Here is a 24393-nt window from a genome sequence, read left to right as displayed (position 1 = left end):
TGCGAAGGGGACACGATGGGCGCCAGCCACCAGGAGCGCGGAGCGATCGAGGTCATTCAGGACCTCATGCAGCAGAAGTGGGTCTACGAGCTGTTCGGCGAGATCGGCGCGCGCCAGGGTGCCTCGGCCGCGCACGTCGAGCAACTGAGGGCGGTCGACGCCGCCGCGCACGTGTTCTGGCCGTTCCAGGCACCGCCGTTTCCGGTCATCGCGGCCACCGCGAGCGGATCGACGTTGACCGACATCGACGGCAACGACTACCTCGACTGCCACATGGGATACGGCGCTCAGGCGCTGCACGGGCACAACCCGGCGCCGGTCGTCGACTTCGTCCGCGAGCACCTTGGCAAGGGCACCGGCAACGGCTACACCAACGCGTTGGAGCTGGAGCTGGCGACGCTGCTGCGGGAGATCCTCCCGCACAACGAGAAGTTCGCCTTCCAACACTCGGGTACGGGTGCCACCCAGTCGGCGATCCGGCTCTGCCGTGCGCACACCGGGCGGCGGATGGTCGCCAAGTTCGAGGGCACCCTGCACGGGTCCCACGACCTGGCCGTCCACAACACCGCGCCCTGGTATCACGGGCATCCCGCGGTGCCGTTTCCGGAGATCGGCAAGGACGGCATTCCGCTGGTCTCGGCGTTCGCCGGCGTCACCCCGGCCGAGCCGCGCGACCTGCTGATCCTGCCCAACGACACCGCGCTCGCGGTCGAGTTGATCGAGCGCCACGCGGGCGAGTTGGCCTGCATCCTGGCCGAGCCGGCCGCCTCGTCGTTCCCGTTCGAGGAGACGACGATCCCGATGATCCGCGAGGTGGCGGTGGCCGCCCGGCGGCTCGGGGTGCCGTTCATCCTCGACGAGGTGCTGACGGGCTTCCGTTCGGGGCTCGGCGGCGCCGCGCAGAAGTTCGACATCCCGACCGACCTCGTCACCTACGGCAAGGTGATCAGCGGGCTCGGGCTGCCGCTGTCGGCGATCGGTGGTCGGGCCGACATCCTCGACATCTCGCAGACCAGTGGGCAGTCGTGGACCGACTTCGGCCAGAAGACCGGCCTCCAGGGCAGCCACACCGGCAACTACCTGTCGGTGGCGGCGTCGCTGGCCACACTCCAACTGCTTCGCGACAAGGGGCCCGCCTACTACACCGACCTGCGGGCCAAGGTCGACCGGGTCCAGGCACGGCTGGCCGCGTTCCGGGCGGCCGAGGGGATCCCGCTGCGCATGGTGGGGTTCGGCGACTACATCGGGTGCTTCCAGTTCCTTCCGGAAGACTCCTACACCGACTACCGGGTCTACTCGCGGGCACTCAACCCGGCGACGTTCATCCTCACGCTGCTGCTGCGCAAGCGCGGCATCTACACGCTCGGCATGCCGATGTTCTTCGCCGGCGGCGCGCACAGCGACGCCGACGTCGACCGGCTGACCGACGCCGTGCTGGAGAGCACGCTGGAGCTTCGCGCCAACGACTTCCCCTTCGACCTGGCGTGGCCGGCGACGTCCGCGTGGGGCTCCGGTTCCTCCGAGTGGGGTTCGGGTTCCTCCGACTGGTCGTAGCCACCTCTGCGTCACCGGGCCCGGGTCAGCTCCTGACCCGGGCCCTCCTCATGTGCCGTACAGGTCATACGCAAATAGCCGTACTTGACTAATCGTACGCGACAGCGTGTAGTCGAAGAGTGGGTCCGCTGTCGACCCCCGTCCGACTTCAGGAGGAACGCGATGACGGAGAGCTGGACCGACGAACGCAGCGCCGCCCCACCCAACCCGCGCCGATGGCTGATCCTGGCCGTCATCCTGGCCGGGGCATTCATGATTCTGCTCGCAACGACGATCGTCAATGTGGCCGTCGCGCCGATCCAGCGCGACCTCCGGTCGACCTACACGGCGATGGAGTGGGTCATCGCCGGCTACGCGCTCGGCTACGGCCTGCTGCTCATCCCCGCCGGCCGGATCGGCGACCGCTTCGGCCACCGCAAGCTGTTCCTCATCGGCGTCGCGGGGTTCACGCTCGCGTCGGCGGCCTCGGCGCTCGCGGCCACACCCGGCCAGCTGATCGCGTTCCAGGTGGTGCAGGGCATGATGGCCGGCATCCTCAATCCGCCTGTGCTGGCACTGATCCAGACCACGTTCCCGGCGAAGGAGACCGGCAAGGCGTACGGGATCTACGGCGCGATCGGCGGCATCGCGACCGCCAGCGGCCCGCTCCTCGGCGGCCTGCTGATCGCGTGGGACCTCAACGGCTGGGACTGGCGGCCGGTGTTCCTGCTCAACGTGCCGATCGGTCTGGCCACGTTCGTCGCCGCGCTGATCCTGGTGCCCGAGTCGCGAGGCCGCCGCGGTGGTCTCGACGTGATCGGCATGCTGCTCGTCTCGGCCGCCGTCCTGCTGCTGGCCGTCCCTCTGGTCGAGGGCCAGCGCCTGGGTTGGCCGGCGTGGACGTTCGTCTCGATGGCAGCGGCGCTGCCCGCGCTGGCCGTCTTCGCGGTGTGGGAGTTGCGCCGCGCCCGACGCGCCCAGGTCCCGCTGGTGAGCATGCGCCTGTTCGCGCACCGTTCGTTCTCCGCCGGCGTCGGCATCAGCCTCTGCTACTTCGCGGGCTTCATCGGCCTGCTCTTCGCGCTCTCGCTGCACCTGCAGATCGGCCTGGAGAAGTCCGCCCTGACCACGGGCCTGATCCTGCTGCCGTTCTCGTTCGGCACACTGGTCGGCGCGGCCATCTCCGACAACGTCGCCCGGGCGCTCGGTCGTGGCGTCCTGATGCTCGGCGCGGGCATCGTGATCGTCGGCATGGTGGGCATCATCGCCACGATCCACTGGTGGGGCTCCGGCCTGGAGCTACTGCCGGCCCTGCTCTTCGCCGGCTTCGGCTCGGGCCTGGTGATCGCGCCGAGCGTCGAGATCGTGCTGGCCGGCGTGCCCTGGCAGGACGCGGGCGCGGCCAGCGGCGTGCTCGGCACCGCCCAGCGTCTCGGCCAGGCGATCGGCGTCGCGGTGGCCGGCGTGGTCCTGTTCGGGACGCTCGGCTCCTACTCGGGGACGGCCGCGGAGAAGGCGAGCCCGGAGCTCCAGGCATCGCTCGTGGCGGCGGGACTGCCGCCGGCCGAGGCGAGCGCGGCGACGACCACCTTCGCCGACTGTTTCATCCGCCAGTCGCGCGCGTCGGATCCGACGGCCACGCCGCCCGGCTGCGCGGACTCGGCGCCGGGTCCGGTCGGCGCGGCCTTCGACAGCGCGGCCACGTCGGCGCTGGAGACCAACTTCAACCGGGCGGTCCAGTGGACCGTCGGCGCCGTCCTGGTCGGCGTGATCCTCACGTTCCTGCTCGTCTACCTGCTGCCCCGCCGACCCGAAGAGCCCTGGGCCGAGGCGAGCAAGCCCGATTGGAACGTGACCACCCAGCCCGAGCCCGCTCAGTGACAAGCCGCCAGCCCCGGCCCCGGAGATGCCACCGGGGCCGGGGCTGGCACCGTCACGAGGTCGTCATCGAGGTCGGTTGGTTGGCCATCAGCTTGGGCAACTGGTCGAGCAGCTCGTCGTGCCAGGCGAGCTCGGTACGGAGGCGGAGCTCGGTATGACGGAAGGTCGTCCACTCCAGACCCCGGATGTGCGGCGCCGCCAGCTCCCGGAGCGCGAGCCACGAGTCGAGCTGCTCGGCGAGGGCCTTCCGGCGCGCCACGATGATCGCGCGCAGCGCGTCCTCGCCGAGGTCGATCACGTTTTGCAGGGCCAGGTCGACCGGGTCGTGACGGAGCTTGGTGTCGCGCAGCGCCTCGTCGCGGTGGTCGATCAGCTCCGCCGCGCCGGCCGAGGTGAGCGCGTAGATCGTGCGGGCGGGCCGGTTGCCCTCCTGCTCGGTCCGGACCGCCTCGATGACGCCCTCGACCTGCATTCGGTGCAGCGCGCCGTAGAGCGACCCCGGCTTGACGTCGCTCCACAGCTCGGTACGGTCGACCTGGGCCGCCCGGCGGATCTGGTGCCCGTGCATGGGGCCCCCGCGCGCGAGCGCTCCGAGTACGAACAGGCGAGTGCTATTCACGGCATTAGTCCAACACGAGTGCCCGTTTGCGGGCAAGTTACCCAGCGCAATCCTTGAGCGGCCTGCTATCCGTGAAACGTCGGGTCGACGCAGAGCCTCGGCAGGACGATCAGGGAGGCCGCGATGGCCCTGTTGACCGCGTCGATCCGGGACACCGCACCGAGCTTGGCGAAGATGTTGCGCAGGTGGCGCTTGACCGTCGCCTCCGACAGGCAGAGCCGACCGGCGATCTGGGCGTTGCTCATCGCCTGACCGACCAACTGCAGCACCTCGCGCTCACGGTCCGACAGCGTGCTGTGCACCGGCCCCTGCACCTGGGTCAGGCTCTCCCGCGACACCGCCAGCATCACCGGCGCGTCATCGGCACGGGCGCTGCGGATCGCCGCCACCAACTCCTGACGCGTCGAGTTCTTCAGCAGGTAACCGCAGATGCCAAGGGTCAGCAACTCGCGCAACAGCGTCGGGCCGTCGAACATGCTGAGGATGATGACCCGGCTCGCCGGCGCGACGTCACGGATCCGGCGGACCGTGGTGGTCACCCCGTCGCCGGGGATCTGCACGTCGAGCAGCACGATGTCGGGCTGGCGGACTCGAATCTCGTTGATGGCGGCGCCGCTGTCGCCGGCCTCACCGACGACCACGAGGTCGCGCTGGGCGTCGAGGATCTCCCGGAGGCCGTCGCGCACCACGACGTGGTCGTCGACCAGCACGATGCGGGTCGGCTCGATCATCGTGACGGTCACCGGCCGACCCCCGCCCCGACGGCGAGCAGCGGCACGACGAGCTCGACCGAAGCGCCCTGGTGGCCCGCCGCGCACACCGCGAGTCGACCACCGACGACGGCCGCGCGCTCAGCCATCGCGCGCAGGCCGGAGCCGTCGCGCACCGTAGCGGGGTCGAAGCCCACCCCGTCGTCGGCGACGGTCGCCCGAAGCTCGTGCGGGGTGATGTCGATGACCGCATGGATCACCCGAGCGCCGGCGTGGGCCACCGCGTTACGCAGCGCTTCGCGGACGACCAGGAACACCTCGTCGAGCACCTCGGGCGGCACCCACGACTCGTCGCCGTTGATCTCGGTGTGCAGACGTGTCTCGCCCGTCTCGACCGTGGACAGGAAGTTGGCCAGCGCCTCGTCGAGTGACCCGAGCGGCTGGGAGAGTCGAAGGTCGGCGATGAGCACACGCAGATAGCCGACCGCGTCGTGGAGCGACTCCCGGGCGATGACGATCCGGCGGTCCACGTCGTCGTGGCGTCGTTCCTGGGCGAGCTCGTGGGCCTCCAGGTTGCGGTACGCCGCGCTGAGGCTGTGGCCCAGCCGGTCGTGCAGCTCGCGCGCGATCAGCGAACGCTCGGCGATCTGCGCCTGGTGGACCTCGTTCATCAGGCCGGCGGCATAGCGCGAACTCGCGTCGGCCAACCGGGTCAGTGTCGTACGGGTCAGCGCGTCGGCGACCAGCGCCAGGATCGCGCCCTGGTCGGGCTCGCCGACCAACTGCTCGAGCGCGTCGGCCAGCACGATGTCGGCCAGCGCGACGACCGCGCGAAAGCACTCGCGCGGGTGAAGCTCGACGTCCTCTATGGACACCGCCGACGGCGGTGTCGACAGAGGGTCGGTCGCCTCACGACGAATCTCGGCCATCGTTTGCCGGAGCAGGGCATCGGCCTGCGCGGTGTAGCTGTCGATCAGGTCAGCGGCCCCTTCGAAGTCGTCACTCGCAGCGCCGAGACGCTGACGGTAGGCGGCAAGAATCGGTTGATGCCTGCGTTCGAGGACCTCGGCAGCGGTCCTCCGCAGCGCATCGTTTCCAACAACCATTGCGGATCCCCCGGTGTGTGCCCTATTGCTCCCCAGGTGCGGGCACGAACGGCTCTCCCCAGCGCCGCTGCCCGCCGTGTCGCCGACTCCCCCCGTCGTGGGCGACAAAGCACTCAGATCGGATCGGCCTTTTACGAGTTGTCACGGCCGACTACTCGCACGAGTCTACGGTCTCACCGCGCGCCGTTGGAAGCATCGAAGCTTAGCTTTTGGTAGTCACATCAAAACTTAAGGTGAAATCCACATTTGGCCGCGATCAGTTTTCGACGGCGCGTCGAGGGACCTCCCTGACAGTTCACCCGAGACCTCGACCACCAGGAGTGGAGCGACCAATGGTGAGCAGACGCAACGTCATGAAGGCCGGTGCCACCGCGGGAGCAGCCGCGCTGGTCACGACCACCGCGGCGGCGGCGGCCCGCGGTTCCACCCCGTCCGCGACACCGGCCCACGGCACCCACACCGGCCATGGGAAGACGGCACACGTGGCGGCCGTCACCGCCCCGTTCGCTGTCCGGATGCCGATACCGCCCGTGCAGCAGCCCATCGCCTCGGTAGCCAACACCGACTTCTACGTCGTTTCCACCCGTAAGGCTCAAGTGGAGATCCTGCCCGGGACGCGTACCGAAGTGTTGACGTATGACGGGCTGTTTCCCGGCCCGACGTTCCGGGTCAAGACCGGCCGGCTCGCGGTCATCGCCCACAGCAACCACCTCGACATGCCGACTGCGGTGCACGTGCACGGAGGCCACACACCGTCGAGCAGCGACGGGTTCCCGACCGACGTGCTGGAACCGGGGAAGAGCCGGATCTACAGCTATCCCAACAAGCAGCGGGCAGCCACGCTCTGGTACCACGACCACGCCCATCACATGGAGGCCGAGCACGTGTTCCGCGGGCTCGCCGGCTTCTTCCTGATCGACGACCCAGCCCAGGCCGAACTTCGGTTGCCCACCGGCAACTACGACATCCCGATCATGTTGCGCGACGCGCGGTTCGCCGACGACGCGAGCCTGATCTTCGAACACGACGACTTCCAGTTCCGCAACACGATCCTCGTCAACGGCAAGCCGCAGCCCTACTTCCCGGTGGCCGCCCGCAAGTACCGGCTGCGCTTCGTCAACGCGTCCAACCTCCGCACGTTCACCCTGCGGCTCGGCAACGACGCCGAGGTCGCCCAGATCGCGAGTGACGGCGGGCTGCTCGCCGGGCCGACGCCGATCCGCTCGTGGAGCCTGACGCCCGGCGAGCGGGTCGAGATCGTCGTCGACTTCGGCGCGTTCCCGGTCGGCAGCCAGGTCTTCCTCGACGACGCGGTGGCCGGGCCGGTGCTGCGCTTCGACGTCAACCGGGCCGCTGCCGACACCAGCCGGGTGCCCGACCGGCTGAGCACCATCCCCGCGCTACCGGCGGCCACGAAGGAGCGGGCGTTCACGCTCAACTTCAACCCGTCGACCGGCCAGTTCCTCATCAACGGGCAGCAGTTCGATGCCGAACGGGTCGACACCGAGATCAAACGCAACACGACCGAGGTGTGGACGGTGACGAACGGCGACACGCTCTTCGGCATCCCGCACAACTTCCACCCCCACCTGGTCCAGTTCCGGGTGCTGGACCGCAACGGTCAGCCGCCGGCGCCGGGCGAGGCCGGGGTGAAGGACACCATCTCGGTGGGGCCGGGCGAGACGGTCCGACTCCAGGCGACATTCGGCCCGTACCTTGGCCGATATGTCTACCATTGCCACATGATCGACCACTCCGCGAGTGGGATGATGGCACAGATGAAGATCGTTCCCTGACCCCTGAGAAAGGGTTTCTTGTGCCCTCGGCAGAGAAGACTGTGCAAATTGGACGCACTCCTGAGGTCGTCTTCGCCTTTCTCGCCCGTGGCGAGAACGACGCGCGCTGGCGTCCCAACGTGCTCGACGTCGCGCGCGTCTCCGGCGAGGGGGTCGGCGCTCGCTACAAACAGGGACTCAAGGGCCCCGGTGGGAGCCGCATCCCGGCCGATTACGAGGTGACCGGGTTCGAGCCGGGTCGACGACTGGCGTTCCAGGCGACCGGCAGCGTGGTACGCACCCAGGGCGAATACACGCTCCGGCCGACCCACGGCGGCGGGACCCAACTCACCCTGAAGCTGGCGTGGCAGCCGAGCGGGCTGTCACGCTTCCTCGGCCCGGTCGTCGGCAAGACGTTCGAGGAGGAGATCGCCGCACTCGACGCCCTTCGCGACCTGCTCGAGCGCGAAGGCTAGTCGCGCGCAGACGAGCATCGAGGCCTTGACCAGCACACCGCTGGTCAAGGCCTCGTGCGAGCACCACCGCTGCCCACCCGGTACGACTACCGCCATCTACGCCCGAGACCAGGGCATACGACACATGATCGCCGCCCTCTACCTGCCCACCGGCAAGCTGCACTACCGCATCCGCGACCGGAGACGACGCGCGAGTTCCTCAGCTTCCTCAAGAACCTGCGCCGCCGCTGGCCCCGGACCACCCGTTCAGGCTGCGTGATGAGGCACTAGTTGCCGACGCCGAGGCTCGACATGAACGCCGCCGGGTAACGGTCACCGCGCGCGGCACCCTTCGGCACGGCCGCCTCGATCTCTTCGAGATCATCGGCCGACAGCTTCACGTCCAGCGCCGGCAACGCCTCGGCCAGCCGCCGCCGGGTACGCGCACCGACCAGCGGAACGATGGACGGGTCCTGCGCCGCCACCCACGCGATCGCCAACTGCGCCACCGTGCACCCCTTCGCGTCGGCGACCCGGCGCAACGCCTCCACCAGGGCAAGGTTGTGCGACGCGTTCTCGGCGGAGAAACGGGGACTGTGGTTGCGCGGATCGTCCGCCCGACCGGGCACCCAGTTTCCCGAGAGCAGGCCACGGCTCAGCACCCCGTACGCGGTCAGCCCGATGCCCAGCTCCCGCAGCGTGGGCAGCACGTCGGCCTCGACCGCCCGCGACAGCAGCGAGTACTCAATTTGAAGATCAGCAACCGGATGTACGGCGTGCGCCCGCCGGACGGTCTCCGCGTCAACCTCGGAGAGCCCCACATACCGCACGTAACCGGCGTCGATCATTTCCTTGATCGCGCCGATCGTGTCCTCGATCGGCACCGACCGGTCGAGCCGGGCCGGCCGGTAGATGTCCACGTGGTCGACGCCGAGCCGGGTCAGCGAGTAGCTCAGGAAGTTCCGCACCGAAGCCGGGCGGGAGTCCTGACCGGCGAACCGCATGCCCGGCCCCACCTGCTGCCCGAACTTCACACTCAGCAGATAGCTGTCCCGGTCGCGTCCCCGCAACGCCTCCGACAGCAGCAGCTCGTTGTGACCCATGCCATAGAAGTCACCGGTGTCGACCAGCGTGACCCCCGCGTCCAGCGCGGCCCGTACGGTGGCGATGCTCTCCTCGCGATCGGCCGGGCCGTACGTGCCTGACATGCTCATCGCCCCCAGCCCCACCGCGGAAACCTTGGGACCCGTGTTGCCCAGAGTGCGTGTCTGCATCGAAACTCTCCCTCATCGGTCGATCTCGGCTCCACCCTGCGCCGCTTTCCGGCCCGCCGGCAGCGGAGCGCTTATCGTGGGAGCGCCGCTCCCTGGCTCGGCGCCCAGTCCCCGGGGCAACATGGAGGCATGCAGCGTGAGCAGCTCGCCGACTTCCTGCGGCGCCGGCGCGAGGTCATCCGCCCCGCCGAGGTCGGCATCGCCGACGGCCCCCGCCGCCGCACCGCCGGCCTGCGCCGCGAGGAGGTCGCCATGCTCGCCGGCATGTCCGTCGACTACGTCGTCCGCCTCGAGCAGGGCCGCAGCAGCCAGCCGTCGACCCAGCTGCTCGGTGCGCTGGCCCGGGCCCTGCGCCTGACCGACGACGAGCGAAGCCACCTGTTCCACCTGGCCGGCCACCAGCCGCCGCCCGCCGACGGCATCGCCCGCCTGGCCCGGGCCGGCCTGGTCCGCCTGCTCGACCTGGTAGGCGACGCCCCCGCCATGGTCCTGTCCGACCTCGGCGAGGTCCTGGCGCAGAACCGCATGTCGATCCTGCTCACCGGCGACCACACCGGGCTGACCGGCGACCGCCGCTACGTCGCCTACCGCTACTTCACCGACCCGGTCATCCGCGACCTCCACGGCCCCGAGGAATGGCAGCGGCACGCCCGCCAGCAGGTCGCCGACCTGCGCGCGGTGGCCGGTCGGCGGGCCGGCGACCCGGCCGTGACCGGCCTGATCGAGCGGTTGCGGGCCGCGAGCGACGACTTCCGGCGGCTGTGGGCCGAGCACGAGGTGGCGGTGCGCCGGGCCGACCGCAAGACGTTCATGCATCCGCGCGTGGGCCGCGTCACGATGGACTGCGAAACCCTGGTCACCCCCGACCTCGGCCAGCAGCTGCTGGTGCTGACCCCGGCCGACGCCGAGGCCCGGGAGAAGCTTGAGCTGCTGCGCGTGCTGGGGGTCGAGGAGTTCCCGGCCGGCGCGCCTCACTGACGGTGCCGCGGGCCCGGAGCCAGTTGGCTCCGGGCCCTCATCCTGCCCCGGTCAGGGGCTGGTGCAGGTGACGTTGCTGGGTGCGGTGGCACCGTTGCCCGTGGCGGTGAACCCGAAGGTGGTTGAGGCGCTCGGGCCAACTGTGCCGTTGTAGGCGGCGTTCCTGACGGTGACGCTGCCGGTGGTGCCCGTGTTGGTGCCGCTCCAGAGACTGCTGATGGCCTGACCACTGGCCAGGGTCAGACCCACCGTCCAGCCGTTCAGGGGCGCGGTGGAGTTGTTGGCCACCGTCACCTCAGCCTGGAAGCCGCCGGGCCAGGTGTTGATCGTCCGGTAGGTGGCAGCGCAGGTGCCGGGCTCCCCGGTCGGCGGCGGGGTGGTCGGCGGCGGGTCGGTGGGCGGCGGGTCGGTGGGCGGCGGGTCGGTCGGCGGCGGGGTCGTCGGAGGCGTGGTCGACTCGAACTGGCTGAAGAACCTCCAGATCTCGGCCGAGGTCCAGGTCCGCGAGTCGTTGGGGCTGCCCGACCCGTCCACCGGACTGGGGGTGTGGTCCCCGTCGAACGCCGCCCACTGCACCGGGTAGCCGGCCCGGCAACCCGAGTAGGCGGTGGTGATGTGGGTGAGGCTGCCCCGGCTCGGCTCACGCGGGCTCTGCGCGGTGCAGCCGTTGTTTCGCACGAACGTGTCGCGCAACTGCCGACCCTGGGAGATGTTCAGCACGCTGTCGTAGATGCCGTGGATGCCGAAGTAGGCGACCGGCTGCGTGCCCCCGTTGCATCCGCTGAGGTTGGCACCGGATATGACGGTGACCGCGCGGATGACCGTGGGCCGGGCACAGGCCACCGCGTAGCTCATCGCCCCGCCGTAGCTCCAGCCCAGGGCGAAGCGCTGGGTGGTGTCCACGCACAGGTCGTTCTCGATCTGCCGGGAGATGTCGTCGAAGAGGGTCAGGTCCCGACCGTTGGTGTTGGCCCAGCCGGCGTTGAGACCCTGCGGAGCAACGAAGATCGTGCTGTTGTTCGACAGCGGCTGGAGCCCGTAGTAACCGGCCGAGGTGACGTTGTTGGCCGAGCCGTTCAACCAGTGGAAGCCGAAAATCAGCCGGTAGGGGTGGTTCCGGTCGTACCCGTCCGGGATCCGCAGGTTGTACGTACGACTCTGTCCGCTGCTCTGAATCGTCCGCGTCCCGCTGGCGAGTGTGGGGGCCTTGCCGCAGCCAGCGGTCGCCGCGAGGGTGCCGTTGGTGGCGGCCACCGCCGTCGCACCGAAGCCGCCGCTCACCACGCCGCCGGTGGTGGCCGCGAGGAGAAGTGCCGCGGCCGTGATGGATGGGAGGAAGAACCTACGTCTGAGCATTGCTTGGGCTCCTTGCCGTTCGGCGACCGACCATGGTCGCCTGGCATCAACGGGGGCCCGGACTGGTCACCGACCGGGAAGGCGACGGGAGGGGCGGGCCCCTCGGCGCGTCTTCGCCGACTGGCTCGGGTGACCGGGAGCGTGCCCTTCACTCCCGGGTGAAAGATATCATGTTATCGATAACATGCCGAGCCGACCGAGCCTCTCTGGCTCACGTCCCGAGCGGTCGTGCCGCCCACTCGGCGGCCACTCCGCGCAGGTCACCGGTGCGAAAATGCGGGGGCTCGTGCAGCAGGAAGTCGCGGTGGCTGATGTTCCAGGCGTACGCCCCGGCCATGGCGAAGGCCAGCACGTCGCCCACGCCGATCGGCCCCGCGGTGGCCGACCGGGACAGCACGTCCTTCGGGGTGCAGAGCTGCCCGACCACGGTGACCGGGCCGCCGTCGGTGCGAGGGCCGACGGCACCCTGTCGCGGGTGCACGGTGAACGGCTGCGCGTGCCCCTTCGCCGCCGGAGTCCGCAGGTGGTGCGTCCCGCCGGCCACCACCACGAACCACTCGCCGTAGGAGCGCTTCACATCGACGACCTCGGTGAGGTACGCCCCGCAGTAGGCCGTGACCGACCGGCCCGGCTCGATGCGCAGCCGCACGCCCGAGTGCCTGTCGAGGACGTCCGCCAGGGCCTGGCCGTAGACCTCCCAGTCGAACCGCGCGTCCGGGTCGGTGTAGTCGACGGTCATACCGCCGCCGACGTCGACCTCGGCGGCGTCGACCTCGGCCACCGCCCAGCCGACCACGGCGGCGGCGACCGTCGCGGCGAGCGGCGCGTCCAGTCCGCTGGCCAGGTGGGCGTGGATTCCCCGTACGTCGATGCCGGCCGGCGGACGGCGGGCGCACGCGACCGCGTCGGCCGGGTCCATGCCGAACGGGCTGGGTCCACCGCCCATGATCAGGCTCGCGCCCGGCGCGTCGACCGGCAGGTTCACCCGCAGCAGCACCTGGGCCGACCGGCCCGCCGCGGTGGCCAGCGCACCGAGTCGCGCCAGTTCGCTGGGTGACTCGACGTGGATGCGGTGCACCCCGGCGGCGAGAGCGGCGGCGAGGTCCGCGTCGGTCTTGCCCGGCCCGGCGTACGCGGCCGGGGCCCGTCCCGGCAGCACCTCGGCCAGCCTGCGCAGCTCGCCCCGGCTGGCGGCCTCGAACCCGTCGACGATCGGGGCGAGGGTTCGCAGCACACCAGCGTCCGGGTTGGCCTTGACCGCGTAGAGCAGCTCGACCTGCCGGGGCAGCGCCGCCCGGATGGCTCGGGCCTGCCCGGCCAGCGCGTCGAGGTCGTGGACGTAGATCGGTCGGGTCATCGTGGCCCACCCATCGGGTTCGGCACCGGCACGAACGGTGCGGCCCGGTCGGCGTCGCGCCGCCACCGGACCAGCAGGTTCGCCTTGGCCAGCAGCGGCTCCCCGGTCAGCAGCGCGCGAAGCTCCGCCGGCTCACCGAGGTCGGCGGCCACCGCCTCGACGACGGCGCGCAACTCCTGCCACAGCCGCCGTTCGATTCCCGGCCGCGCGTCGGCGAGAGCCCCGCTGATCCCACCGAGGTGGTTGACGAACAGGCAGTAGACGATCCGGCGGTGGGCGGCCCGGGGACCGTAGCGGACCTGCGCCGGGACGCCGTCCGGCCAGGTGCCCCACCGATCGGCGTCCAGCTTCACTCCCTCCAGGTCGCGCAGCAGCATGCGCACCGGACGGCGATCCCGGTCGAGCACGACGACCACGTTCTGCAGGTGCGCCTCGTGCACGACGCCGTGGCTGAGCCAGCTACGCAGCACCGCCGGCACCAGCAGGCCGACGTACGCGCGCCACCAGGCCACCGGATCCGGTGTCACCAGAGGCGTTGCGGCCAGCGCCGCCGCCAGCACCGGGGTGTCGCCGGGACGCAGGTGCGGGCGCAGACCGTCGCGCAGGATCGTTCCGTACGCCTCGTCCGGGCCGGGGACGTCAACCGTGCGGTAGGCGGGCTCGGCCAGCAGCCCGACCCCGTCCGGCAGCGGCACCCGGGCCAGCAGGTCGGTCAGCGCCACCGCGCCGGTGAGTTCGTAACGGGCGTTCTTGCGCAGGCAGTTGGTGATCCGCACGTGCAGGCTGGTCTTCACGAACAGGTCGGCCTCGGGGGCGTAGAGGGTACGGACGCTCGCCGTGGGTCGTACCGGCACACCGGCCGCCCCCAGGTCGCGCAGCCGTGGGTGGGTGGGCGGGATCAGCGACAGCTGCCAGGGGTGCACCGGCAGGACGCGGTGCCCGCGCGGGGGCCGTGGCGGGTCGAGCGCGGCCACCAGCGGATCGAACGGCCCGGCGTCGGCGATCAGGTCGTCCGGTACGGCCAGCCAGTGCAGCCGGAACGCGGTGCGCAGCTCGGGCGCGTACGCCCGCCAGCTGTCCGGGTCACCGCTGCGCCACTTCGGGGTGGGGTGGTGCGGGTGGCCGAACACGAGCGACTGCTCGGAGTCGACGTACGCGTCGATGGCGGGCTCACCGGTGGGGGTCGGATCCTCGGCCGGTCGGTCGGCCAGCAGCCGGGCCACGGTCTCCCGGCTGGCCCGGACCTGCTCGGCGAACTCGTCGTTGACCAGGCCGGTACGGGTGGTGAGCTCCGCCGCGACCAGGGCGGCCAACCCGTCCGCGTCCAGGTCTTCCCACCGTCCGCCGTCGGTCCCGCGTTGGACCGGGCCGGTGTAGCGGTGCGCGCCGAGCGGCGAGGCTCGCAAGACCTCGCAGCGCACTGTCACGTCGAGGTGCCGCAGCAGCAGCCGGACGGCGCCGTCGACCACGGTCGGGGTGCCGTCCGACGGCGCCAGCTCGCGCAGCAGGCAGCCGAAGACGGCGTGGGCGGCGGCCAGGTCGGCGCGCTGACCGGTGTCGATGGCCGGCCGGGAGCGCAACTGCGCGCTCGTCATCGTGTCTCCCGGAGGTAGTTCGGGCCGGTACGCAGGTAGTACTTGTTGATGTCGGCGCAGCCCAGCCGCTGTTTGGGCAGCAGGGTGCCGGCGGTGAGCATCGCCTTGATGGGCAACCGGGTGGCGTGCAGGACCCGCTCGGTGAAGGTCCGCGCCGCCGGTCCGTCGCCCCACCGGCCGCGGGCGGCGTCGAGCCGGGGCACCAGCGCCTCGGCGGGTGTCGGCACGGGCAGTCCCCGGGCGGCCAGGGCGATGAGGGGCGCGGCGGCGGCCAGGTGCAGGGTGATGGTGATGAACACGTCGGCCAACTCGTGCGGGTCGCGCGCCCACATCCGGTCGTCGTGCAGGGCGAGCCCGTTCGTGCCGTCGTGTCGCCTGTCGAGCCGGGCGCCGTCGTTGTCCTTGTAGAGCAGGCCGACAGCGCCGTCCGGGTGCACCAGCAGGTGGATGTTCTGCGGGTGCGCCTCCAGGGCGATCCCCTGGCGTAGCCAGAGGAAGACGTGCCAGTCGAGCAGCAGGTCCAGGTAGGACTCCAGCAGCCCGACGGGCCGGTGCGGGCTGATCCGTTCGAGGACCGTGCCCGCCACCGGGTCGGCGGCGGCGAGGGCCGCGACCGGCACCACCTGGACGCCGGCCAGGTCGTGCGGAAATCGGCGCAGCAGGAAACCGCGCCGCTCGTCGCCGTCGACGTGCGCCCAGGTGCTCTCGTCGGTGTGCCGGATCCGGCCGGCGAAGCCGGGTTCGGCGGCGGCGATCCGGTCGAGCAGTGCGGCGACGGCCGCGCCGTCGGCGAGCGAGCCCGGTTGCAGGGTGCGGCGGTTGCGCGCGCCGAGACTCGCGGTCGGCAGCGGCAGTTTGAGATGCAGGTACGGGTCGTGGTCGAGCGCCACCGTCCGCATGGACAGGGTGGGTCGCACCGGGGTCACCGGCAGGTCGACCACCGGGAGCGCGTCGCGGGCCACGGTGATCGGATGCGCTGGCAGCAGCAGCTGATCCGGTCGCGGTGCGCGCGGCCACCACGCTGGCAGCTCGCCCGCGAGCCGGACGTCGTCGGCCGGGGCGGCGTACCAGCGCAGCGCGAAACGTGGGGCGTGCTCCGGGGCGTACCGGAGCAGTTCGTCGTCGCGCAGACCGTGCCGGCACCGGTCGGTGGGGTAGACGGGGTGGCCGTGGTGGGCGGCGAGCACGTCGTCCAGGAGCGCCGCCGGCAGGCCGGTCGGGGCGAGCGCGCGTCCGGCTGCCACCTCGGTGAGCACCCGTGCCCGGTTGCGGGCGGCGAGCCGCCGGGCCCGCAGGTCGGCGTGGCACTCGACGCCGAAGTCCCGCCAGCCGGCCTCGGCCTCGGCGTTGTCGTGCGGGGCGAGCAGCGTCAACAGTCCGTCCAGCGTCTCCGTACGCCGCACGTCGCCGGCGCGGGTCACCAGCAGCACCATCGGCGCGGCGCTGCGCAGGGCCTGCTGGAACCCGTCCGCCCGAACCGGTATGCGCAGCAGGCCAGCGGGGTGTGGCACCTGCCACCAGTCGGGTCCGTCCGCTCGGCCGGCGCTGAGCAGACCGAGGTGGTCCTCGCGCAGCAGAGCGTCGAGCACCCGGGCGAAGACCTCCCGCTCGCAGTCGTCGCTCACTCGACGATGGTCCACTGGAGGTCGCCGCGGAGGGCGGCCAGCGACTGGCGGACGCTGCCCTCGTCGGGGCCGATCCCGTGCAACACGGCGAGGTAGTCGCGGTTCGTACCGGTGTGCTCGGCGGTGCGGCCCACCTCGCGCAGCGGACGGCAGCCCAGCCGGACGTCGCCGTGGACGGTGTCGAGGGGGCCCGGTGCGGCGACGAGACGGCCGGACCGGTCCGCGCAGACGTACTCGACCCGGGCGTAACGGTCGACGGTGTCGGGCAGGCCGAGGGCGGCCAGCGGCTCGCCGAGGTGCAGCCGGATGACGTACTCGAACAACGGCACACCGAGCAGTTCGGCGAGGATCAGGTCCATCCGGTCGCCGATGAGGCGGTAGTTCACCTCGATCAGCCGGACCCGGCCGTCGGAGACGACGTACTCGGTGTGGCAGGCGCCGAAGCCGACCCCGAGGACGTCGAGCCGCGCGCGCAGTTGGGCGCGCGCCCGCTCGGCCGGGGGCGACCAGGCGAGGCTCTCCTCGGTGAAGGTCGGTGGCGGACCGAGGCCGGTGCGCCACCCGCCGAGGGAGGCCAACCCGGTGCCGTCGCCGAGGGTCTCGAAGGTCCGCAGTTCGCCGGCGAGGTACTCCTCGACCACCAGTGCCACGTCCGGCCGCCGACCACGGATCTCGGCGACCCGGGCGACCAGCTCGGCGTGGTCGGCCACCAGGTACGCGTCCTCACTGGCCACCCCCTCGCGGGGTTTGACCACCGCCGGGAACATCCCGGTCGGCACGTTTGGCGTGGCGCCGGGGTCGACGGTGACGGTGCGTACCAGATCGAGGCCCGCAGCCGCGATCGCCCGGCGGGCCGCGGCCTTGTCCTTGCAGAGTCGGGCGGCGTCCGGGTCCTTGCCGGGCAGGCCGAGCTTTCGGGCGGCGATCGCGGTGGCCTCCTGGAGATGGTCGCTGTTGGACAGTAGCGCCACCGCTCGGGTGGGTGCCGCCGCCGCGACCACAGCGGCCGGGTCGCGGACGGCGCAGCGCGCCACCGGCACGTCCGCCGGCCATTCGGCCGGCCGGTCGGTCAGCACGGTCGCCGACAGCCCGAGCGACGCCGCCGCCGGGAGGAACCCGTCCAGGACGGCGTCGGTGGGGTTGAGCGCGGTCAGGTAGAGCCGCATACCGCCTCCGTCGACTACCACGATGTGACTATTAGGGTAGCCTACCCTTATTAGGCGGTTTTGGTGCGATCTGCCCGGTGCAGCAACCCGGCGGCAACCAGGCCACCGATCAACACCGCAGCCGCACCCACCAACTGCCCCGTCTCCAGCGCCGAGGCGAAGGCGACAGTCACGGCCTCCCGTTCGGCCCCTTCACCGGCGGCGGCGAGAGCCGCGGGAAACGACCCGGCACCGGCCAGGGCCGCCGGCAGCAGCGCCGCGAACCGGGCGTTCAGCACGGCACCCAGCACCGCGATGCCGAGGCTGCTGCCGACCTCGGTCATGGTGCCGTCGACACCCGCGCCCGCGCCGGCCTTCGCCGCCGGGATCGCGCTCATCACCGCATCGACGATGGCCGGATTGGCCAACGCGCAACCGACACCCATGACGAGCAACCCGACCAGCAGCACCCCGTACCCGTCGGACGGAAAGAGGGTGACCAGCGCGAGTCCAGCCGCGAGCAGCGTCATGCCAACGGCGATGGCGACCGCCAGGCCGAGCCGACGGATCACGTTCGCGACGACGCCGCTGACGTTGAGCAGCACGATGGACAGCGCGAACGGCGCCATCCGCAGACCGGCCTCCCAGGCGGGGTAACCCCGGACGAACTGGAGGTGCTGGGTGAGCAGGAACAGCGCGCCGGTGGCGCCGAACGTGATCAGCACGACGCCGGAGATCGCACCGACGAAGCGCCGGTCCCGGAAGAAGCGCATGTCCAGCATCGGGTGTGCGATCCGTCGCTCCCACCGCACGAAGATCCCGAGCAGGAGTACGCCGACAGCCGCCGCGCCGATCACCTCGGTCGACGCCCACCCGCGCTCCGGCCCGGAGATGATCGCCCAGACGACCGCGGTCAGGCCGGCTGTGGAGAACACGGCGCCGAGCACGTCGAGTCGGCCGCCGGCCGGCCCGCGGGACTCGGGGACCAGCGCACGACCGACGAGCAGGCAGACCAGCACGATCGGCACGTTCATCAGGAAGATCGCGCCCCAGGGCAGATGCGCGAGGATCGTGCCGCCGATCGGTGGCCCGACGGCGAAGCCCAACGCGCTGGTGGCGGCCCAGATGCCGATCGCCCGGGACCGCTCGGCGGCGTCGAAGACCTGCATCGCCACCGCGAGCGTCGCGGTGACCAGCAACGCGCCACCGACGCCCATCCCGGCCCGCGCGGCGATCAGCTGCCCGCTGGTGCTGGCCAGACCGGCGGCCAGCGAGCCGACCCCGAACAGGACCAGCCCGGCGAGCAGCATCCGCCGGCGGCCGTACCGGTCGGCGGCACTACCGGCGGTGAGCAGCAACCCGGACAGCACCAACGCGTACGCGTTGATCATCCATTGCACCTCGGCGGTGCTGGCACCCAACTCGGTGGTGAGCACCGGCACCGCCACGGTCAGCACGGTGTTGTCCAACACCACGACCAGTTGCGCGACACACAGCACGGCCAGGATGAGCCATCGCTGTGGCAGTCGTGCCGAAGTCGCGGTGTCGGTGGCCGGCTGGACGGTGGTCACGCCACCGCCTTGACGCCGTCCACTGCGGGCTGCCCGGTGGGCTGCTCGGCGGTCGGGCCGACGGCGGGGCCCGGCCGGTGCGGGAATCGCCGCTGGTGGGAGAGGCCGAGGGCGACCCCGGCGACCACCAGCACGATGGCCGCGACCGCTACCGCCGGATAGCCGACCCGGTCGGCTGCCGCGAGACCGATGGACGCCGCCACGAACGAGCAGACCAGGCCGAACGACGACAGGACGGTGAAGTCGGTGCCGCCGGTGTCGGGCCGGGAGTAGTCCATGTTGACCGTGTAGAGCACGACGTTGGCGATGGTGTAGGCCACCATGAAGCAGCAGAGGGCGGCGACCGTCCCGCCCAGCGGAGCGCGGCCGTTCATCAGCGGCAGCAACAGCAACGTCGACACGGTGAGCGCCACGCCGCCGACCACGAGCACGCCACCGCGCCCGAACCGCCCGATCCCGAGCCCCGCGACCAGGCCCGCCACGATGGCCGGGGCGCTGGTCACCACGCCGGTGACGACGCCGATCCGACCCAACGACCACCCGGCGTCGACCAGCGCCGGGGTGACCAGGGCGTACGCCATGCCCGCGCCGACGTAGACCAGCGGCACCACGCCGAAGGTCCACCACCGGCAGCCCGGCTGGCCGAACACCGACAGCAACGCCCGGTAGGCGGCGCCGACCCGCTCCACCCGATCGGTACGGGGAGGCTCCCGGAACCGCCACACCACCAGCAGGCCGACAGCCGTCATCGCGGCCAGCAGGCCGATCGCCGGCACCCAGCCGAACTGGTCGTAGACCAGCACGCAGGCTCCGCCGCCGAGCAGGTTGCCGAGGTAGCTCGCGGCGACCTGGATGCCGTTGCCGGTGCCCCGGGCCGAGTCGGCCAGCATCCGGACCGCGACGGCGTCCACGGCGATGTCCTGGGTGGCCGAGAAGAACACGTAAGCGGCGCAGATCGCGATGATCGGGCCGAGCGCGTCAGCCGGGCTGGCGAACGGCAGCAGCGCCAGCAGGGCGAGCACCAGGGCGGTCTGGAGCACGAGCAGCCAGGAGCGGTAGTGGCCGCGGTGCCGTGAGCCGTACCGGTCGAGGATCGGCGCCCAGAGGAACTTGATGGGCCAGATCAGGCCGACGATCTGCAACAGCGCCAGCGTATCCAGCGAGGTGCCGCCGTCGCGCAGGATGGCGGTGAGCCCGACGGTGATGAAGCCGACGCCGAGGTACTGGGTGACGTACAGCGCGGTCAGGGTGCCGAGCCGGCCCTTCATGCCGCTTTCCAGTAGCCGAGGGAGGTCAACCGCTCCTTGTCGACGCCCAGCGTCTTGCGGAGGTGCCGGGTGATGCCCCGGGTGGTGGCCGCCTCGCAGGCCACCCAGTAGTGGCCCGCGCCGCTGGTCGGCAGGGCCGCGCAGACCGTGTCGACGAAATGCTGACCCGCATCGCGCCGCGGCACCCAGGTGATGTCGTGGTGCGCCCGGGCCCGCAGCGCGAGTGCCTTCTCACCCTCGTGGGCGTACTCCAGCCAGATCGTCGCCGGGATGTCGGCACCGGCGTCGAGCAGGCTGTTCACCGCGGGCAGGGAGGCCGCGTCGCCGACCAGGTAGAGGTGCTCGGGCGCGGGGTCGGGCAGTTCGAACGCGCTGCCCTGCACTGTCGCGCTGATGGTGTCGCCGACAGTGGCCGTGGTGGCCCAGCGGGCCGCACACCCGTCGTGGATGGCGAATTCGAGGGTGAATCGGCCGGTGGCCGGGTCGGGGTCCACCAGCGTGTACGCGCGCTGGTGCGCCCGGCCGTCGTTGTCGAACCACAGCCGGATCCACATCGTGGGGTGCACCCCGCACGTCTCCAGCAGGCCGCCCCCGTCCAGGAGGAGCCGCTGGTAGTGCCCGTCGATCGACTCGGTGCTCAGGACGGTCAGCTGAAAGTCCCGCCCTCCCATGGCCTTGAGGACCAGGGCCTCCCAGTTCCGTTTCACGCACCCCTCCAGGTAAGGTCATCCTTGGTTAGGGGAGGTTAACCTAAGTTGCGCCCCGGATGGAACAGAGGACAGCGCCCGATGACGTACCAGGAGAAGATCGCCGGTCTCGGCGAGCTGTCGTTGGTGACCGTGGACCCGGACCGGGACGCCGCACTCCTGCACGGTTGGGTGACCCTGCCCCGCAACTCCTTCTGGGGCATGGGTTCGCACACCCTTGAAGAGGTACGCGAGATCTACGCCTTTGTGGACAGTCTGCCCACGCACCACGCGTACCTGATCAGGGTCGACGGGGAGCCGGTCGGCCTCTTCCAGAGCTACCAGCCCGAGGCGGACCCGGTCGGCGAGCGCTACCCCGTCCAGCCCGGCGACGTGGGGATGCACCTGCTACTCAGCCCCGACCGACGCCTCGCTCGCAGCCTCACCAACGCGGCCGGCCCGGCCGTCGTCCGCTTCCTGTTCCGCGACCCCACCGCGCAGCGGATCGTGGTGGAGCCGGACGTCCGCAACCACCTCGCCCTACGCCGACTGGAGATCGAGGGCTTCACCTTCGACTCCGAGATCGAGATGCCGGACAAGCGGGCCCAGCTCGCGTTCCTGACCCGCGCCCGGTTCGCGGAGAGGCACCCGACGCCGGCCTGACCCAACGCCCCGTCGGGACGTCGGCGTGCAGGTGACGTCCGCATCGGCCGGTCCTCCGGGCCGCATGCTCAGCCGCCCGGTGCGGCGGTGGGCGCGCCGGGCCGGTCGTCCAGCGCGTTCAGCTCGGCAGTTCGCGCCTGCTGGATCCGGCCGGCGAGCGCCTTCAGCTCCGGGCTTCCCCCGCCGGTCTGCTCGCCCCGGCACAGCACCACGCTCTGCGCGAGGTGCGCCCGGATCAGGCCAGCCGCCCGGGACGACACCTCCGCGTCGGACGCGGCACGCAACTCGGCGAGGCTGGCCTCGGTGACCATGCCGGGCATCTGATGCCCCTCGTGGATGTTCAGCTCCGGCACGTTGCCCGCGGCCAGGAGCCCACGCAGGTCCCGCAACTCCGCCTGATGGGCCTTCCGAACCTGGCCGAGGAGGCCCCGCAGCGACGGATCCGCCGGGCGGGTGTCGAGCTGGTCGATCAGCGCGAGCGCGCCCTCGTTCATCGGGATCAGCAGTTGGATGAAGGCGTCGTCGGTGCCGTTGAGCACCACCGGCGCGGTGGGCACCGCAACGGCCGACGACGCTGCCACCGACGACGCTGCTGGCGCCTGGTTGGTGCGGCCCCAGCCCTGGCTGAGCCCGACGGCCACCGCCGTGGCGACCACTGTCGCGACGACGCCGACCAGCCGCCCGGCCCGTACGCGAAACCCTCGGCGCTCCACCATGATCTGCTCGTCCATCCGTTCGCCAGTGCTCAGCGGGCGGCTTGGAACGCGCGGCCGACCACTGTCGCCTCGGTCCCGTCGCTGAACAACCCGGACCGATCCTTGTCCGTGGCCGGTAGCCCGAACCAGGCGTAGCGCTGCAGGTAGGGGAGTTGGCCGAGCATGGCGGTGGCCGCCGTGAGGAAGGCCGCCTGCTGCTGCTGACTGGGAAACTGCGAACCGCCCCCGGCGAACCGGATCAGCGCGAACTCGGTCAGCCAGATCGGCTTGCGGTACCGCTGGTAGACGGCCTGGAGGTACTGCCGGAGTTGAGCCACCGCGGTGGCGGTCGTGAAGTCGGCGCCGAACCAGTGCAGCGTGATGAAGTCCACCCGGTGGCCGCGGGCCTGGGCACCGGTCATGAACCTGTCCAGCCAACCCTGCGGGTCCGGCCCGCCCCAGGCCACCGCCGGGCTGCCCAGTCTGCTGCCCGTCGCCATCAGCTGCGGCCACAGGTCCAACGCCTGCTCGACGGTCATGTTCGCCTGCTCGGGCAGGTCCGGCTCGTTGAAGGTGAGCAGGTACGGTCCGGCGGCCCTGGCCCGAGCCAGCTCCGCGGCGGTGACGTTCTCCGCGCTGCGGATCATCGGCACGAACGTCGCACCGCGCGGCGTGCTGATCCCCGGGTGCTGGGTGCCCCAGGTGTAGTACCAGCTGGCTTTGGAGTTCGCCAACGCCTCACTCGCCCCGGTGAAGTTCCACACCCCGACGCCCTTGCGGGCGGAGCTGACCGCCGGCGCGACCGGAGCCTTCGACGAGGGGCGTGCGCTCGGCGAGGGCGCGACGCTGGGGGTGGCGACGGCGGTGGGCGCGGCAGACGGCGGCGCCGCCCACGAGGGCGCGGACGGATCGTCCGGCAGGATCACCACCGCCATGGTGATGGCCAGGACGGCGGCGGCCACACCGGCGGCCAGGGACGGCACGAGGCCACGGGGCCGGTTCACGGCGAGGTCGACGACGCTCGGGCCGCCGCCCGCATCGGCGGGCACCGCGCCGGGTGGGGTCGGCCCGGCGGAGGGTCCGGCCGTCGCGCCAGACGGCGCGACGGCCTGCGCGGCGGCTGCCGGGGCGGACGCGCTCGGCAGGTGGGCGCCGAGACCCGCCGGCAGCGGCAGCAACGGCATACCGGCGAGCAGCCGATCGATCGGCAGGAGGGTGGTGCCCAACCCTGCACAGAACGCGCAGTCGCGGACGTGTCGAGCCAGTCGCTTGCGCCACAGCGAGCTGGGCGTGCCGTCCCACTCGGCGGTCACGGCGCCCAGGTCCGGGCAGCCAGGGCGGGCGCGGAGCGCGCGTACGACGCCACGGGCGCTCTGGATCTGCTCCTTCATCCGGTGGATCCGCACCGCGACGTGCCCGGGTGACAATCCGAGCGCGTCGGCGACCTCGTTGCGGGTGATCTCGCCGGTCTCCTCCAGCCACCACAGCGAGAGCAGTTCCTGGTCGTCCGGGTCGAGCCAGCGGGTCGCCTCGGCGACCTCGCGTCGTTGGTCGGTGAGGCCGAGCCGGAGGATGGTCATCCCCGCGAAGTCGGAGGCCGGGTCGGGCACGTTGTGGATCGCGTCCAGCCCGGCATCGCGGTTGAGCGCGACGCGGCGGCGCGTCTCCCAGTCACGCACCTGGCGGATGGCGATCGCCACCAGCCAGGACCGGTATGCCGCTGGGTCGTTGAGCGCGGGCAGGTACCGGATCACTCGTACCAACGTCTCCTGGACCACGTCGTCGACGTCGGCGTGCCCGCGCAGCGCACGCCCGACGATGTTGTAGACCAGCGGGAGCGAGGCCGCGACGACGTCGTCGAGAGCGCGCTGATCGCCCTGCCGGGCCGCGACGACCAACCCGACATCGGGCAGTGCTCGACCGGCTGACGACATGGGTCTCACTCCTTGGGTGCTCATCCGCGCGGCGCCCACGCTGGGTGTGCTGACCGCCCTCAGGATCGGAGACTCGCGGCAGCGGGTGGGATTACAGAATTCCGGGGCGGCCGGTTCGCCACAAGCGAGGCGGGTCCGTCGGCGGCGCATATGTGGTGGCGGCGCCG

20 protein-coding genes are annotated in these 24393 nt (G+C 71.4%); 6 read left to right on the top strand and 14 right to left on the bottom strand.

The annotated features are described in order from the left end of the window. The first annotated feature begins 15 nt into the window (after window positions 1–15). Together ABTW72_RS22600 and ABTW72_RS22595 are read left to right on the top strand one after the other, a co-directional pair. The gene (locus tag ABTW72_RS22600; protein WP_350861595.1) at window positions 16–1554 is read left to right on the top strand and encodes an aminotransferase class III-fold pyridoxal phosphate-dependent enzyme; all 1539 of its coding nucleotides are present in this window, start codon (window positions 16–18) and stop codon (window positions 1552–1554) included. A gap of 162 nt (window positions 1555–1716) precedes the next feature. Continuing rightward, a complete protein-coding gene (locus ABTW72_RS22595; protein ID WP_112603701.1) occupies window positions 1717–3414 on the top strand; it encodes an MFS transporter in 1698 nt (565 codons plus the stop codon). Between the two features lie 52 nt (window positions 3415–3466). Here the strand turns inward: ABTW72_RS22595 and ABTW72_RS22590 are convergent, their stop codons facing one another. The 3 genes from ABTW72_RS22590 to ABTW72_RS22580 form a co-directional block, all read right to left on the bottom strand. Then, window positions 3467–4033: a PadR family transcriptional regulator gene (locus ABTW72_RS22590; protein ID WP_112581719.1), complete on the bottom strand. Its 567-nt coding sequence runs from the start codon at window positions 4031–4033 to the stop codon at window positions 3467–3469. Between the two features lie 65 nt (window positions 4034–4098). Then, window positions 4099–4776, bottom strand: a complete 678-nt coding sequence (locus tag ABTW72_RS22585) for a response regulator (protein ID WP_350861592.1) — start codon at window positions 4774–4776, stop codon at window positions 4099–4101. Continuing rightward, a complete protein-coding gene (locus ABTW72_RS22580) occupies window positions 4773–5957 on the bottom strand; it encodes a sensor histidine kinase (protein WP_350861590.1) in 1185 nt (394 codons plus the stop codon). The genes ABTW72_RS22585 and ABTW72_RS22580 overlap by 4 nt, the downstream gene beginning before the upstream one ends. A gap of 224 nt (window positions 5958–6181) precedes the next feature. Here ABTW72_RS22580 and ABTW72_RS22575 point away from each other — a divergent pair, with 224 nt between their 5' ends. Then, the gene (locus ABTW72_RS22575) at window positions 6182–7645 is read left to right on the top strand and encodes a multicopper oxidase family protein (protein WP_350861588.1); all 1464 of its coding nucleotides are present in this window, start codon (window positions 6182–6184) and stop codon (window positions 7643–7645) included. Window positions 7646–7665: 20 nt separating this feature from the next. Further along, window positions 7666–8100, top strand: coding sequence for an SRPBCC family protein (locus ABTW72_RS22570; RefSeq protein WP_350861586.1), 435 nt, complete (start codon window positions 7666–7668; stop codon window positions 8098–8100). Between the two features lie 266 nt (window positions 8101–8366). On the opposite strand, the gene ABTW72_RS22565 is transcribed toward ABTW72_RS22570, so the two are convergent. Next, window positions 8367–9353 carry an aldo/keto reductase gene (locus tag ABTW72_RS22565; protein WP_350861584.1) on the bottom strand — a complete coding sequence of 329 codons (987 nt, stop codon included), beginning with the start codon at window positions 9351–9353 and terminating at the stop codon, window positions 8367–8369. Window positions 9354–9482: 129 nt separating this feature from the next. Between ABTW72_RS22565 and ABTW72_RS22560 the strand changes: the two genes are divergently transcribed. Then, window positions 9483–10331, top strand: coding sequence for a helix-turn-helix transcriptional regulator (locus tag ABTW72_RS22560; RefSeq protein ID WP_350861582.1), 849 nt, complete (start codon window positions 9483–9485; stop codon window positions 10329–10331). Between the two features lie 51 nt (window positions 10332–10382). On the opposite strand, the gene ABTW72_RS22555 is transcribed toward ABTW72_RS22560, so the two are convergent. From ABTW72_RS22555 to ABTW72_RS22520, 8 genes are all read right to left on the bottom strand, one after another. Next, on the bottom strand, window positions 10383–11687 hold the full coding sequence (locus ABTW72_RS22555) for a CE1 family esterase (RefSeq protein ID WP_350861580.1): 1305 nt from the start codon (window positions 11685–11687) through the stop codon (window positions 10383–10385). A 211-nt stretch (window positions 11688–11898) separates the two neighbouring features. Next, window positions 11899–13044 carry an alanine racemase gene (locus ABTW72_RS22550; RefSeq protein ID WP_350861578.1) on the bottom strand — a complete coding sequence of 382 codons (1146 nt, stop codon included), beginning with the start codon at window positions 13042–13044 and terminating at the stop codon, window positions 11899–11901. Further along, window positions 13041–14639 carry an IucA/IucC family protein gene (locus tag ABTW72_RS22545; protein ID WP_350861576.1) on the bottom strand — a complete coding sequence of 533 codons (1599 nt, stop codon included), beginning with the start codon at window positions 14637–14639 and terminating at the stop codon, window positions 13041–13043. The genes ABTW72_RS22550 and ABTW72_RS22545 overlap by 4 nt, the downstream gene beginning before the upstream one ends. Further along, window positions 14636–16264 (bottom strand): IucA/IucC family protein, encoded by a 1629-nt coding sequence (locus ABTW72_RS22540; RefSeq protein ID WP_350861574.1) that lies wholly within the window; start codon window positions 16262–16264, stop codon window positions 14636–14638. Before ABTW72_RS22540 ends, ABTW72_RS22545 begins: the two co-directional genes overlap by 4 nt. Further along, a complete protein-coding gene (locus tag ABTW72_RS22535; protein ID WP_350861833.1) occupies window positions 16261–17430 on the bottom strand; it encodes an ATP-grasp domain-containing protein in 1170 nt (389 codons plus the stop codon). Before ABTW72_RS22535 ends, ABTW72_RS22540 begins: the two co-directional genes overlap by 4 nt. Window positions 17431–17480: 50 nt before the next feature. Beyond that, window positions 17481–18980, bottom strand: a complete 1500-nt coding sequence (locus ABTW72_RS22530) for an MFS transporter (protein ID WP_350861572.1) — start codon at window positions 18978–18980, stop codon at window positions 17481–17483. Then, a complete protein-coding gene (locus ABTW72_RS22525) occupies window positions 18977–20248 on the bottom strand; it encodes an MFS transporter (RefSeq protein ID WP_350861570.1) in 1272 nt (423 codons plus the stop codon). Before ABTW72_RS22525 ends, ABTW72_RS22530 begins: the two co-directional genes overlap by 4 nt. Then, window positions 20245–20955, bottom strand: a complete 711-nt coding sequence (locus ABTW72_RS22520) for a siderophore-interacting protein (protein WP_350861568.1) — start codon at window positions 20953–20955, stop codon at window positions 20245–20247. Before ABTW72_RS22520 ends, ABTW72_RS22525 begins: the two co-directional genes overlap by 4 nt. Before the next feature lie 81 nt (window positions 20956–21036). Between ABTW72_RS22520 and ABTW72_RS22515 the strand changes: the two genes are divergently transcribed. Then, entirely contained in the window at window positions 21037–21597 is a 561-nt protein-coding gene (locus ABTW72_RS22515; RefSeq protein WP_350861566.1) for a GNAT family N-acetyltransferase, read from the top strand. A 68-nt stretch (window positions 21598–21665) separates the two neighbouring features. On the opposite strand, the gene ABTW72_RS22510 is transcribed toward ABTW72_RS22515, so the two are convergent. Together ABTW72_RS22510 and ABTW72_RS22505 are read right to left on the bottom strand one after the other, a co-directional pair. Beyond that, complete coding sequence (locus tag ABTW72_RS22510; protein ID WP_350861564.1) at window positions 21666–22328, bottom strand: DUF305 domain-containing protein; 663 nt, start codon at window positions 22326–22328, stop codon at window positions 21666–21668. Window positions 22329–22342: 14 nt separating this feature from the next. After that, entirely contained in the window at window positions 22343–24226 is a 1884-nt protein-coding gene (locus ABTW72_RS22505; protein ID WP_350861562.1) for a sigma-70 family RNA polymerase sigma factor, read from the bottom strand. Window positions 24227–24393: the final 167 nt, after the last annotated feature.

It is taken from the genome of Micromonospora sp. NPDC127501 (genome assembly GCF_040302185.1).
Taxonomy (GTDB): domain Bacteria; phylum Actinomycetota; class Actinomycetes; order Mycobacteriales; family Micromonosporaceae; genus Micromonospora.
This window is presented reverse-complemented; position numbering and strand designations above follow the sequence as displayed.

Bases quoted from the DNA above. Each gene is read 5' to 3' on its own strand.
- ABTW72_RS22600 (WP_350861595.1), top strand. From the start codon at position 16: ATGGGCGCCAGCCACCAGGAGCGCGGAGCGATCGAGGTCATTCAGGAC.
- ABTW72_RS22595 (WP_112603701.1), top strand. From the start codon at position 1,717: ATGACGGAGAGCTGGACCGACGAACGCAGCGCCGCCCCACCCAACCCG.
- ABTW72_RS22575 (WP_350861588.1), top strand. From the start codon at position 6,182: ATGGTGAGCAGACGCAACGTCATGAAGGCCGGTGCCACCGCGGGAGCA.
- ABTW72_RS22565 (WP_350861584.1), bottom strand. From the start codon at position 9,353: ATGCAGACACGCACTCTGGGCAACACGGGTCCCAAGGTTTCCGCGGTG.
- ABTW72_RS22560 (WP_350861582.1), top strand. From the start codon at position 9,483: ATGCAGCGTGAGCAGCTCGCCGACTTCCTGCGGCGCCGGCGCGAGGTC.
- ABTW72_RS22555 (WP_350861580.1), bottom strand. From the start codon at position 11,687: ATGCTCAGACGTAGGTTCTTCCTCCCATCCATCACGGCCGCGGCACTT.
- ABTW72_RS22550 (WP_350861578.1), bottom strand. From the start codon at position 13,044: ATGACCCGACCGATCTACGTCCACGACCTCGACGCGCTGGCCGGGCAG.
- ABTW72_RS22545 (WP_350861576.1), bottom strand. From the start codon at position 14,639: ATGACGAGCGCGCAGTTGCGCTCCCGGCCGGCCATCGACACCGGTCAG.
- ABTW72_RS22535 (WP_350861833.1), bottom strand. From the start codon at position 17,430: ATGCGGCTCTACCTGACCGCGCTCAACCCCACCGACGCCGTCCTGGAC.
- ABTW72_RS22525 (WP_350861570.1), bottom strand. From the start codon at position 20,248: ATGAAGGGCCGGCTCGGCACCCTGACCGCGCTGTACGTCACCCAGTAC.
- ABTW72_RS22515 (WP_350861566.1), top strand. From the start codon at position 21,037: ATGACGTACCAGGAGAAGATCGCCGGTCTCGGCGAGCTGTCGTTGGTG.
- ABTW72_RS22510 (WP_350861564.1), bottom strand. From the start codon at position 22,328: ATGGACGAGCAGATCATGGTGGAGCGCCGAGGGTTTCGCGTACGGGCC.
- ABTW72_RS22505 (WP_350861562.1), bottom strand. From the start codon at position 24,226: ATGTCGTCAGCCGGTCGAGCACTGCCCGATGTCGGGTTGGTCGTCGCG.